The 12,175-nt window shown below is 40.1% G+C and carries 10 protein-coding genes and 1 pseudogene; 7 read left to right on the forward strand and 4 right to left on the reverse strand.

What is annotated here, in order from left to right:
* The first annotated feature begins 167 nt into the window (after window positions 1-167).
* From AYS37_RS01255 to AYS37_RS01280, 6 genes are all read left to right on the forward strand, one after another.
* Window positions 168-878 carry a CvpA family protein gene (locus AYS37_RS01255; protein ID WP_001106253.1) on the forward strand — a complete coding sequence of 237 codons (711 nt, stop codon included), beginning with the start codon at window positions 168-170 and terminating at the stop codon, window positions 876-878.
* Between the two features lie 9 nt (window positions 879-887).
* The gene (gene lysS, locus AYS37_RS01260) at window positions 888-2,393 is read left to right on the forward strand and encodes a lysine--tRNA ligase (protein ID WP_000492545.1); all 1,506 of its coding nucleotides are present in this window, start codon (window positions 888-890) and stop codon (window positions 2,391-2,393) included.
* A complete protein-coding gene (locus tag AYS37_RS01265; protein WP_000323137.1) occupies window positions 2,393-3,643 on the forward strand; it encodes a serine hydroxymethyltransferase in 1,251 nt (416 codons plus the stop codon). Before lysS ends, AYS37_RS01265 begins: the two co-directional genes overlap by 1 nt.
* 10 nt (window positions 3,644-3,653) lie before the next feature.
* A complete protein-coding gene (locus AYS37_RS01270) occupies window positions 3,654-4,196 on the forward strand; it encodes a DUF1882 domain-containing protein (protein WP_000138063.1) in 543 nt (180 codons plus the stop codon).
* A 21-nt stretch (window positions 4,197-4,217) separates the two neighbouring features.
* Complete coding sequence (locus tag AYS37_RS01275) at window positions 4,218-5,021, forward strand: hypothetical protein (RefSeq protein ID WP_001290502.1); 804 nt, start codon at window positions 4,218-4,220, stop codon at window positions 5,019-5,021.
* Window positions 5,022-5,533: 512 nt separating this feature from the next.
* On the forward strand, window positions 5,534-6,067 hold the full coding sequence (locus AYS37_RS01280; protein ID WP_000890459.1) for a TIGR00645 family protein: 534 nt from the start codon (window positions 5,534-5,536) through the stop codon (window positions 6,065-6,067).
* Between the two features lie 5 nt (window positions 6,068-6,072).
* Here AYS37_RS01280 and clsC read toward each other — a convergent pair whose 3' ends face one another.
* Genes clsC through AYS37_RS01300 form a run of 4 tightly spaced genes read right to left on the reverse strand, consistent with a single transcriptional unit; the run spans window position 6,073 to window position 11,254 of the window.
* The gene (gene clsC, locus AYS37_RS01285) at window positions 6,073-7,581 is read right to left on the reverse strand and encodes a cardiolipin synthase ClsC (protein WP_000689122.1); all 1,509 of its coding nucleotides are present in this window, start codon (window positions 7,579-7,581) and stop codon (window positions 6,073-6,075) included.
* A 21-nt stretch (window positions 7,582-7,602) separates the two neighbouring features.
* A complete protein-coding gene (locus tag AYS37_RS01290; RefSeq protein WP_001282402.1) occupies window positions 7,603-8,340 on the reverse strand; it encodes a fumarate reductase iron-sulfur subunit in 738 nt (245 codons plus the stop codon).
* Window positions 8,333-10,477: a fumarate reductase flavoprotein subunit gene (locus AYS37_RS01295; protein WP_000705970.1), complete on the reverse strand. Its 2,145-nt coding sequence runs from the start codon at window positions 10,475-10,477 to the stop codon at window positions 8,333-8,335. The genes AYS37_RS01290 and AYS37_RS01295 overlap by 8 nt, the downstream gene beginning before the upstream one ends.
* Window positions 10,478-10,486: 9 nt before the next feature.
* The gene (locus tag AYS37_RS01300; protein ID WP_001183639.1) at window positions 10,487-11,254 is read right to left on the reverse strand and encodes a fumarate reductase cytochrome b subunit; all 768 of its coding nucleotides are present in this window, start codon (window positions 11,252-11,254) and stop codon (window positions 10,487-10,489) included.
* 214 nt (window positions 11,255-11,468) lie between these two features.
* Here AYS37_RS01300 and AYS37_RS08465 point away from each other — a divergent pair.
* Window positions 11,469-12,172, forward strand: a pseudogene (locus tag AYS37_RS08465) (triose-phosphate isomerase).
* Window positions 12,173-12,175: the final 3 nt, after the last annotated feature.

Here is a 12,175-nt window from a genome sequence, read left to right on the forward strand (position 1 = left end):
TTGATTTTTTTAAGGGTAGTTTTTTTTAAGTTGTGTTATTATTTTCAAATTTCAAGCCTAAAGAGCGTGAATTGGCATGATTTAAGAATGATGGGTGTTTGTTTTAGAACGCTGCGACTATCCTTATATGAGATAGAGATAATGAGAGAAAGGTTTGGGTTTAGGGTTTGAACTATATTGATTTGGCGTTACTTGTGGTAGTGGTAGCCTTTGGGATTAGGGGGTTTTATCATGGCTTCGTGAGTGAAATAGCAGCGACTTTGGGGATTGTGCTTGGCGTTTATTTGGCGTCTTGCTATTCTGTGGCTGTTGGGAATTTATTTTCAGAGCATTTGTATGATTTAAGAAATGAAACCATGACCAATCTCATTGGTTTTTTACTGGTGTTGGCGTCCATTTGGGTGTTTTTTTTAGCTCTTGGAGTGTTGCTAGGCAAGGTGTTAGTCTTTAGCGGGTTAGGCATTATAGACAAAGCGTTAGGGTTTATTTTTTCATGTTTAAAGACTTTTTTAGTGCTTTCTTTCATCCTTTATGCACTCTCTAAAATGGAAGTAATGAAAGACGCTAACGCCTATTTGCAAGAAAAGAGCGCTATTTTCCCCACCATGAAAAGCATCGCTAGTAAGATCATGCGCCTTGATGGCGTCAAACATGTGGAGAAAAACCTTAAAGACAACCTTGAAGAAATGAGCGATGAAGTTAAAAATAAAGAATCTATTGATAACGCCAAAGAATCTTTTAATAAGGCTACGGATAAGGGCGTAGAAGCTTTAAAAGAAAAGGCTAAAGATTTGCCTAAAAATATGCTAGAGCCAAAACACAATAAACCCAACCAAACCCCACCAATCCCAACCCCATCTAATAAAGAACCCCTATAAAGGCACGACATGTTTTCTAACCAATACATCCAACAACGCATCCATAAAGCCAATAGCTTGAGAGAAGAAGGCAAAAACCCTTATAAAAATGGCTTGAAACGGAGTCTGACAAACGCCGCTTTTTTAGAAAAATACGCTTACGTTAAGGGTTTAGAAGAGCCTAAAGACAAAGAAAAATGCGAGAGCGTTGTAGGGAGGGTCAAGCTTTTGCGTTTAATGGGTAAGGCATGTTTTATTAAAATTGAAGATGAAAGCGCGATTTTACAAGCTTATGTTTCGCAAAATGAATTGAACGATGAGTTTAAAAGCTTGAAAAAGCATTTAGAAGTGGGCGATATTGTGTTGGTGAAAGGTTTCCCTTTTGCTACCAAAACCGGTGAATTAAGCGTTCATGCCCTAGAATTTCACATTTTAAGCAAAACCATCGTGCCTTTACCTGAAAAGTTTCATGGATTAAGCGATATAGAATTGCGCTACCGCCAGCGCTACTTGGATTTGATCGTCAATCCTAGCGTTAAAGATGTGTTTAAAAAGCGCAGTTTGATTGTCTCTAGCGTGCGGAAATTTTTTGAAATGGAAGGGTTTTTAGAAGTGGAAACCCCTATGATGCACCCCATTCCTGGCGGGGCGAACGCAAGGCCTTTCATCACTTATCATAACGCTTTAGAGGTGGAGAGGTATTTAAGAATCGCCCCAGAATTATACCTCAAACGCTTGATTGTGGGGGGTTTTGAGGCGGTGTTTGAAATCAATCGTAATTTCAGGAATGAGGGCATGGATCACAGCCATAACCCCGAATTCACGATGATTGAATTTTATTGGGCGTATCACACTTATGAAGATTTGATTGAACTCAGTAAGAGGTTGTTTGACTACTTGCTAAAGACTTTAAATTTGGATTCAAAAATCATTTATAACGATATGGAAGTGGATTTCAACCAAACGAGCGTGATTTCTTACTTGGACGCTTTAGAAACGATAGGGGGCATTAGTAAGGGTATTTTAGAAAAAGAAGACAGGCTTTTGGCTTATTTGTTAGAGCAAGGCATCAAAGTAGAGCCAAATCTCACTTATGGTAAATTGCTCGCTGAAGCGTTTGATCATTTTGTAGAACACCAACTCATTAACCCCACTTTTGTAACCCAATACCCTATTGAGATTAGCCCTTTAGCCAGACGCAACGATAGTAACCCTAATATTGCTGACAGGTTTGAATTGTTTATTGCAGGTAAAGAAATCGCTAACGGCTTTAGCGAGTTGAATGACCCTTTAGATCAATTAGAGCGCTTTAAAAACCAAGTGGCTGAAAAAGAAAAAGGCGATGAAGAAGCCCAATACATGGACGAAGATTACGTGTGGGCATTAGCCCATGGGATGCCCCCCACTGCAGGGCAAGGCATAGGCATTGATCGATTAGTGATGTTACTCACTGGAGCTAAAAGCATTAAAGATGTGATTTTATTCCCAGCGATGCGTCCTGTTAAAAACGATTTTAATGTGGAGAGTGAAGAATAATGGCGTATTTTTTAGAACAAACGGATAGTGAAATTTTTGAGCTTATCTTTGAAGAATATAAGCGGCAAAATGAGCATTTAGAAATGATAGCGAGCGAGAATTACACTTTTCCTAGTGTCATGGAGGCTATGGGGAGTATTTTAACGAATAAATACGCTGAAGGCTATCCTAACAAGCGCTATTATGGAGGCTGTGAAGTGGTGGATAAAATAGAAAGCCTAGCCATAGAAAGGGCTAAAAAGCTTTTTAATTGCCAGTTCGCTAACGTGCAAGCGCATTCAGGCTCACAAGCTAATAACGCTGTCTATCACGCTCTTTTAAAGCCTTATGACAAGATTTTAGGCATGGATTTAAGCTGTGGAGGGCATTTAACGCATGGCGCTAAAGTGAGTTTAACCGGCAAGCACTATCAGAGCTTTTCTTATGGCGTGAATTTGGATGGCTATATTGATTATGAAGAGGCGCTAAAAATCGCTCAAAGCGTTAAACCAGAAATCATTGTGTGCGGGTTTTCAGCCTATCCAAGGGAGATTGATTTTAAGAAATTTAGAGAAATCGCTGATGAAGTGGGAGCGTTACTATTAGGCGATATAGCCCATGTGGCAGGGCTTGTGGTAACTAATGAGCATGCCCATCCTTTCCCGCATTGCCATGTGGTTTCAAGTACCACTCATAAGACCTTAAGAGGGCCTAGAGGAGGGCTTATTTTAACTAATGATGAAGAAATAGCGGCTAAGATTGATAAAGCGATTTTTCCAGGGACTCAAGGCGGGCCTTTGATGCATGTAATTGCTGCTAAAGCGGTGGGGTTTAAAGAGAATCTAAAACCAGAATTTAAAGCTTACGCACAATTAGTGAAATCTAACATGCAAGTTCTCGCTAAATCGTTAAAAGAAAAAAACCACAAGTTAGTGAGCGGTGGCACTTCTAACCATTTGCTTTTAATGGATTTCTTGGATAAGCCTTATAGCGGGAAAGACGCTGATATTGCATTAGGGAATGCCGGAATCACCGTGAATAAAAACACCATTCCTGGCGAAACGCGCAGCCCTTTTGTAACGAGCGGGATAAGGATTGGCTCAGCGGCATTGAGCGCAAGGGGCATGGGAGCTAAAGAATTTGAAATCATAGGGAATAAAATATCAGATATTTTGAATGATATTAATAATGTTAGTTTGCAATTGCATGTGAAAGAAGAATTGAAGGCCATGGCTAGTCAATTCCCTGTGTACCACCAACCCATTTTTTAAGGGAGTCAAGATGACAGAAATGGAATTAAAGCTCATTAAGATAGACACAAGCCATTATTTTGAAAAAAAACCAGGCTTGGGGGAGAGAATGGATTATGCGGGGCGTTGCTTCTATAATAAATTCCAAAGAGTGAATGCCATGCTTACAAGCTCGCTCATTCAAAAGCATTTGAAAAAAGAAATAGAAATCGCGCACAATCTCATCTTGCGTAACGATAAGGTGGAAAACATTGTGTTTGATTATAACGGGAGGAACCCGGAGCGTTTTTACCATAAGGCGCAGTTATTACTTCGTGAAGAGGGTTTTATGAATTTTACCGCTTATAACACCAAAACGCCAGGGCATTTGCATTTGTATGTGCATAAGGGGCATACGGAATTAGGCGAAGGTGAAAGGCTGATTAAAACTTTGTCCATGAAATTAGCGCAAGGGTTGCCTAAAGAATGGAGGATATTCCCTAGCAACGAATGGCCTAAGGAATTTAATATTTTAGCTTTACCTTATGAAGTGTTTGCAAAAGAGCGAGGAAGCTCTTGGGCGAAGCATTTATAACCATTTTTGAAAGGATTTTTAATGTCAGAAAAAGAAAGACTGAATGAAGTGATCTTAGAAGAAGAAAATAATGGGGGCGGCACTAAAAAGGTGTTTTTGATCGTGGCTATAGCCATTATCATTTTAGCGGTGCTTTTAATGGTGTTTTGGAAAAGCACGAGAGTCGCTCCTAAAGAGACTTTTTTACAAACCGATAGCGGGATGCAAAAAATAGGCAACACTAAAGATGAGAAAAAAGACGATGAGTTTGAAAGCTTGAATTTGGATCCTTCCAAGCAAGAAGACAAACTAGACAAAGTGGCGGATAATGTTAAAAAACAAGAAAATGATGCGTTTAACATGCCCGTTCAAACCGATCAAACTCAAACGGAGATGAAAACAGCAGAAGAAACCAAAGAAGCTCAAAAAGAATTAAAAGTTGTTGAACACACTAGTGCTCCAAAAGAATCTCAGGCTGTAGCTAAAAAAGAAACCCCCCATAAAAAGCCTAAAGTAGCGCATAAAGATAAAGAAGCGCATAAAGATAAAGCTACGCATGCGGCTAAAGAGCCTAAAGTCAAAAAAGAAACCCATAAAGAAGTTTCTAAGAAAGCTAATTCTAAAACCACTCTTACTAAAGGGCATTATTTGCAAGTGGGGGTTTTTGCGCACACGCCCAACAAAGCCTTTTTACAAGCGTTTAATCAATTCCCCCATAAAATTGAAGATAGGGGGGCTACTAAACGCTACCTCATAGGCCCGTATAAGAGCAAGCAAGAAGCCTTAATGCATGCCGATGAAGTCAGCAAGAAGATGACTAAACCGGTTGTCATAGAGATTCGTTAAAGATTTTACAAACTTAAAAGAGTTTAGCGTTAGTCAAGCGATAATTTCTTGTGATGCACTCTTAGGGGTTAGAGGGATTTATGGGGGAGAGTTTGCAAAATACCCCTATTTTCTTAAGAGTTTTGTATAAAACTAAAATAAAGTAATCCCATTTAAAAAATAAAGAGCGTTATGAATTTAATGGATAGCAAAGAATATGACGGCTTTTTAATAGCGAGCAAAATATAAGACAGCTAAAACAAAGTAATAGCATTTAGTAAAGTAGGGGTAAGAGGTAAAAAATGGAAAAACATGCGTTTTAAATCAAACATTCATACTCACTACTAGCAGTCAAGGAGAAGTAACAAACCCAGACCGCATGAAAGAATTGTAATATAAAAAAGATTAAAACAGCTTTTAAGACTATCAATCCATATGATTTTACCAAAAAGAAAGCATCAGTCACTTTAATAGGTTTTTTAAAATTAGCTATAATCAAGGCTTCAAAAAGCCATAATTAAAAGAGTTTGAACATGCTAGAAAAGTTGATTGAAAGAGTGTTGTTTGCCACTCGTTGGTTGCTAGCCCCTTTATGCATTGCCATGTCGTTAGTGTTGGTGGTTTTAGGCTATGTGTTCATGAAAGAGTTGTGGCACATGCTAAGCCACCTAAACACGATCAGCGAAACGGATTTGGTTTTATCAGCCTTAGGATTAGTGGATTTGTTGTTTATGGCCGGGCTTGTTTTAATGGTGTTGCTCGCCAGTTATGAAAGTTTTGTTTCCAAATTAGACAAGGTGGATGCTAGTGAAATCACCTGGCTAAAGCACACGGATTTTAACGCTTTAAAGTTAAAGGTTTCACTCTCCATTGTAGCCATTTCGGCAATTTTCTTGCTCAAACGCTACATGAGTTTGGAAGACGTTTTATCCAGCATTCCTAAGGATACGCCCTTATCGCATAACCCCATTTTTTGGCAAGTGGTGATCCATTTGGTGTTTGTGTGTTCAGCGCTTTTAGCCGCCGTTACCAATAACATCGCTTTTTCGCAAAATAAAGGGCATTAAAAGTTTTAAAGCTCTCTTTCAGGAAGGACTTTAGACCATTCTTTAATCAAGCGCAAAAAGAAGGAAGTGTCAGGCGAAGTTTTTTCATGGATTAAAATGCCTTCTTCTACCGCTTCCCAAATCACTCTATGCCGATACAAGACTAAATGCCATGATTGCTGGGCATGATCTTTAAGCGACAAGCGCACCCTTTTAGCAAAAGACGGGTTGTCAAACAAAACCGCGCTTTCAGTGTTGATGTATGCAGAGCGCGGATCAATATTGAAACTCCCTAGAAGCGTTAAATTGTCATCAAAAACAATCGTCTTGCCATGCAAGGAATGTTTGGTGCTAAAGCGCCCTTTAATCTGGCGGTTGAAAAAATCGTTTCGTATTTCATAGACATTCGCGCCCATTCGCACTAATTGGTTGCGATACCTTTCCCACGCCCCATAGACTACGATAGCGTCCGTTGATGAAAGGGAATTGGTAAGAATATTCAATTCAATCCCCTTAGAAATTTGTTTTTTAAAGATTTTCATCATCTTTTTGCCTGGAATAAAATACGATGAAGCGATAAAAACGGAGTCCTTAGCGTTTTTAAGGGCTTTCTCAAAAGCGATTTTGATGGGCGAATACAAGGGCGTGTCAATTTTTTTGGGTGAATCAGCTAAAAAAATGGCATTCCCATAATAAATGGGGTATTGGTATTTTTGGAAACGATCTATAAAATCATTGACTTTTTTTTCAAACTCATTTATATCTTCAGCGCTGATAGGGATTTTTTCATGGAGCTTGGCGATTTCTTTAGCGTTGTTTTTGAGTCTTTTATGGGTTCTTAATAATGAAACAGGGATAGAGCGGTGGAACCTCCAATAGCGTTCAAAGCTTTCTTTGGCCTTTGAAGCAACCCCCCCAAAAAACAAAGCGTCTAAATCTAAAAAATTCGTGTCTAAATCGTTATCAAAATAATTATCCCCAATATTGCGCCCCCCTATAATGACAGCGAAATTATCCACGATGAAAAGCTTGTTGTGCATGCGTTTTTTAATGCGCTCATAATCCGCAAGCATTTCAAAATAACGCAAGCCTTTATTGCGGATATAGTAGGGGTTAAAAATTTTCACTTCAATGTTTTTATGGAAATTTAAGAGCATGATATCTGAAAAATCCGAATACACTCCGTTATCGTCTAAAAGGATGCGCACTTTTACCCCACGATTGGCCGCATTTAAAAGTTCTTTAGCGATCACTTGAGAGGAAAGATCGTTCTTATAGATATAAGTTTGCATGTCAATGCTTTTTTGGCTCATTCTAATAAGACCCACTCTGTGCAATAAAGCGTCAAAGCCATCTTCTAAAAGAATGGCCGCGCTATGGTTAGGGTTTTCTTTTAAATTTTTAGCGTATAAGCTCCCAATGGTGGTAGTGTAGGGATCATAAGAGATAGGGGGGCTTGAAATGGGAGTCTTATAGACTAACCCAAAACACCCATTAAAAAAAAAGACGCTTAAAAGGACTAAAAAGATTTTCAAAAACGACCCACTAAAAAGAAGTTAGCGGCTTTTACCCACTTTCAACATTCGGTTACGCAAAGCGGCGATACTGCTCTGCAAGGGTAATTCTTTAGGGCAAGTGTCATGGCAAGCGATCAGGCTCATGCACCCAAAAACACCATCATCATCGCCCACTAACTCATAAAAATCATCATCGCTTCTTTCATCGTGGCTGTCAATCATGAAACGCATGGCTCTGTTCATGCCAGCAGCTCCAATGAAATTAGGGCGCATGAGTTTAGTCCCGCAAGAAGCGATACAGCACCCGCATTCAATGCACCTGTCTAGTTCAAAGACTTCTTGGGCTTCATCAGGCTCAATCCTTTTTTCCGGCTTAGTAATATCCACTTCTTCTTTAGAATGCGCCCAGCTTTCCACCCTTTTAGTCATATCTAAAAACCAATCGCCCGTATTCACGCTCAAATCTTTAATGAGCGTAAAACTGGGCATGGGCATGAGCGTAATCACCCCGCTTTCAAAGCTAGAAGTTAGGGTTTTACAAGCCAGTCTCGGTCTCCCATTAACCATCATCGCGCAAGAGCCGCAAATCCCAGCGCGGCACACAAAATCAAAGCTCAAATCTGGATCTTGATGCTCTCTAATGAGGTTTAAAGCGATAAAGAGCGTCATGGATGGCGTTTCTTTCAATTGATACTCTTTAAAATGCGGCTTGCTCACCGCGCTTTGAGGGTCAAATTTTAACACTCTAATTACAATCGTTCGTTCATTATCACTCATGGTGTTCTCCTTTTAAATTAGCGTTGTGTTGGTCTAATAAATCATGGACATTGAAAGAATACAAATGTTCCCCCCTAGCCCTGACTTCCTCATCTTCTAAACGCATATTCCTGGCTTTGTATTTTTCTTGCAATTCAAAAGGCATGAGTGCGTGTTGGACTTCTACCCTGTCTTTCCCGAGCTTTTCTAGTTCTAAAATCGTTTTCAAAATCTCAGCGTCGCGCTCTTCTTTTTTGGGGTGGGGAATGAAATTGCCCTTTTTGCCATAGCCCCTAAAATCAGGGCTGATTTCCATTTTCATCACATCTAATTCTTCGTATTCAATCGTGGGCATGTCTTGCTCAGCGCTAGGCCAGCTCGCTAGAGTCCGATTAAGCCATTTTTCATCGTCTCTTTTAGGGTAGTCAATCCTTGTGTGAGCCCCTCTGCTTTCAGTGCGCAGTAACGCCCCTTGGGTGATGCAAAGCGCGAGTTTGAGCATTTTTTTGGTGCGGTAAGCGTCTTCTAATTCAGGGTTATTGTGTAAAACCTTGTTTTTCACGCAAATGTTTTTGGAGCGTGCATAAAGCTCTTGCAATTCTTTAAGGGCTTCTTCTAATTTTTTGCCTTCCCTAAAAACGCCCACTTTTTCATCCATGACTTCTTTCATGCGTTCTCTAATTTCATACACGTCTTCTTTGCCTTCATTATGCAATAAAAAATGCATATAATCTTGGCTTTCTTTAATGAAAGCTTCAACTTTTTGTGTGTTGATTTCAATTTGCGCTTCCAAACAATGCGACGCGAAATAATCCCCAATGATCATGCCAGCGACCACCGCTTCACTCACAGAATTACCCCCCAAGCGGTTAAACCCATGCAAATCCCAGCATGCCGCTTCGCCTGCGCAAAACAAGCCTTTTAAATGGGTTTCGCCTTTAGGGTTTGTCCTAACCCCACCCATAGAATAGTGTTGCATGGGCTTTATGGGGATCCAGCCTTTTTGCTTAGCCATCGCTTGCCCGTATTCAGGCTCATTAGTGGGCGCTCCTTGCATGTTGTCTTTGGTTTGCTCTTCGCTATCAGCCGGATCAATGCCCGCAAAAGTCATGGCAATATCGCGCACATCCCTTAAATTTTTTTCCACATGGTTACGCCCTAAAATAGCAATATCCAGCCACACATGATCCCCATAGGGCGATTTGGCTCCATAGCCTTTTTGGATATGCTCTAAAATCCGCCTTGAGACCACATCCCTACTCGCAAGCTCTTTTTTCTCCGGCTCATAAGCGGGCATGAAGCGTCTGCCAAACTTGTCTCTTAAAACCCCTCCATCGCCCCTACAACCTTCAGTCATTAAAATCCCGCTTGGCACTAAAGCGGTAGGGTGGAATTGCACCGCTTCCATGTTGCCTAATTTAGCCACACCAGTTTCTAATGCGCTTGCAGCCCCGGCTCCATCGCAAATCACGGCGTTAGTGGTGTGTTTATACACGCGCCCATAACCTCCGGTAGCTAAAAGCGTGCCTTTAGAAACATACGCTGAAATTTCGCCTGTGATCAAATCCCTTACCACCGCCCCATAACATTTATCATTATGATGAATGAAAGCGAGCATGTCCTTTCTGTCTTGAATATCCACTTTGTGGTGTAAGGCTTCATTAGCGACCGCATAAAGCATGGTATGCCCTGTGGCATCAGCCGTAAAGCATGTGCGCCATTTTTTAGTGCCGCCAAAATCACGGCTTAAGATATAACCATGCCTGTCGTCTCTTTCAGTGATAATTACATGCTCACCATTGACGACCGCAGGCCTATCGCCCTTTTTAATCCTAGTCCAAGGCACCCCCCAACTGGCCAATTCCCTAATGGCTTTAGGGGCAGTGGTTACAAACATTCTAGCCACTTGCTGATCGCACCCCCAATCGCTCCCCTTCACCGTGTCTAAAAAGTGCAAATCTTCATTATCGCCCTCGCTTTTTTTAGCGTTCGCAAGGCTCGCTTGCATGCCCCCTTGAGCGGCTGCAGAGTGCGAACGCCTGACAGGCACTAGGCTTAAAACGATGGTGTTTAACCCCTTTTGTTTGCATGCGATACTAGCCCTTAACCCGGCCAATCCGCCTCCAATAATTAGCGCATCACAATATGTTATTTTCATTTTCTACCCTTATTCTTTGTGGAATTTCCCATCAGCCTCTATGGCTTCTTGCATGGTTTTAATGCCATTGTCCTTATTTTCTAAACCTTTTTTAATGTAAGCCCCATAGGTGCAAAGCCCTAAAACAATGAAAAACACGCTCATCGCCCATTTGACTTTTCTCAAGCCTTGAATGCTCGCATTCTTAAACCACCCCCATTTAATCGCTAAGCGATACAACCCAATAGAGCCATGCAATTCTACGGCAAACAATAAGAAAATATACAAAAGCCAAAAGTTTTGCGTTACAAAACGATAGCTTGAGCCATGAGGCCCAATACTTTCAGGCTCTGTGAGCATGACAAATAGGTGGATACTCGCTAAAAAAAACATCGCAAACCCGGTTAAGGCTTGAATAAACCACAAACTCGTATCGCCATGTTTCATCAAATGCTTGTGGGTTTTAAAAACCTTGTATTGCCTGTAATTGATAGGGAATTTCCTTAACGCCAAGAAAGCATGTGCGACTAAAATAAGAATCACCCCTGCTGCAACCACGCTCACAATAGCCGGCTCGCCCGCTTTTAAAAACAAGCTCCCTTCAAAAAATTTCGCCACTTTATACATGGCTTCATCGCTAATCAAGATACTTGAGACTAAAAACATGTGTGCTATCATAAAGAGCGCTAAAATCAAGCCCGTAGCGCTCTGTAAAAAATCCAGCTTAGCATAAATACCGCTCTTTTTAAGCCCTTTGCTAGCGCCATAATAACCCTCTATAATCTCTTCTTGTTGCATAAAAACTGCTCCTAAAAACTCAAAATTAACCTAAAATCGCTTGACGCAAAAACACTGCCTTAATTTTACTACATTTGAAATAATTTTTCTTATAAACAAAACCTAAATTGGGAAAAAATTCAATTCAAGGGGGCCATTGTTTAAAATTTACATTTTTTAAACGCTATTAGATATAATAAGGGATAGTTACCACCTATAAAATAAGGATCGTTCAATGACAAAAATTGCCATGGCTAATTTTAAATCCGCTATGCCTATTTTTAAAAGCCATGCGTATTTAAAAGAATTAGAAAAAACTTTAAAACCGCAGCATTTTGATAGGGTGTTTGTATTCCCTGATTTTTTAGGGTTATTGCCTAATTCGTTTTTGCATTTCACTTTAGGAGTGCAAAACGCTTACCCTAGAGATTGTGGGGCTTTTACCGGTGAAATCACTTCAAAGCATTTAGAAGAACTGAAAATCCACACGCTTTTAATAGGGCATAGCGAGAGGCGAGTGCTTTTAAAGGAAAGCCCTAGCTTTTTGAAAGAAAAGTTTGATTTTTTTAAAAGTAAAATTTTAAAATTATTTATTGTATTGGCGAAGAATTAACAACCAGAGAAAAGGGTTTAGTGGCTGTAAAGGAATTTTTAAGCGAGCAATTAGAAAATATTGATCTTAATTATTCCAATTTAATTGTGGCTTATGAGCCTATTTGGGCGATTGGCACTAAAAAAAGCGCTTCTTTAGAAGATATTTATCTCACGCATGGTTTTTTAAAGCAAATCTTAAATCAAAAAACGCCCTTATTGTATGGGGGGAGCGTGAATACACAAAACGCTAAAGAAATTTTAGGGATTGATAGCGTGGATGGCTTATTGATCGGGAGCGCGTCTTGGGAATTAGAAAATTTTAAAACAATCATTTCATTTTTATAAAGG

The sequence above is a fragment of the Helicobacter pylori NQ4053 genome (assembly GCF_000274605.1).
Classification (GTDB): domain Bacteria; phylum Campylobacterota; class Campylobacteria; order Campylobacterales; family Helicobacteraceae; genus Helicobacter; species Helicobacter pylori_CV.

Bases quoted from the DNA above. Each gene is read 5' to 3' on its own strand.
- lysS (WP_000492545.1), top strand. From the start codon at position 888: ATGTTTTCTAACCAATACATCCAACAACGCATCCATAAAGCCAATAGC.
- AYS37_RS01265 (WP_000323137.1), top strand. From the start codon at position 2,393: ATGGCGTATTTTTTAGAACAAACGGATAGTGAAATTTTTGAGCTTATC.
- AYS37_RS01270 (WP_000138063.1), top strand. From the start codon at position 3,654: ATGACAGAAATGGAATTAAAGCTCATTAAGATAGACACAAGCCATTAT.
- AYS37_RS01275 (WP_001290502.1), top strand. From the start codon at position 4,218: ATGTCAGAAAAAGAAAGACTGAATGAAGTGATCTTAGAAGAAGAAAAT.
- AYS37_RS01280 (WP_000890459.1), top strand. From the start codon at position 5,534: ATGCTAGAAAAGTTGATTGAAAGAGTGTTGTTTGCCACTCGTTGGTTG.
- AYS37_RS01290 (WP_001282402.1), bottom strand. From the start codon at position 8,340: ATGAGTGATAATGAACGAACGATTGTAATTAGAGTGTTAAAATTTGAC.
- AYS37_RS01295 (WP_000705970.1), bottom strand. From the start codon at position 10,477: ATGAAAATAACATATTGTGATGCGCTAATTATTGGAGGCGGATTGGCC.
- AYS37_RS01300 (WP_001183639.1), bottom strand. From the start codon at position 11,254: ATGCAACAAGAAGAGATTATAGAGGGTTATTATGGCGCTAGCAAAGGG.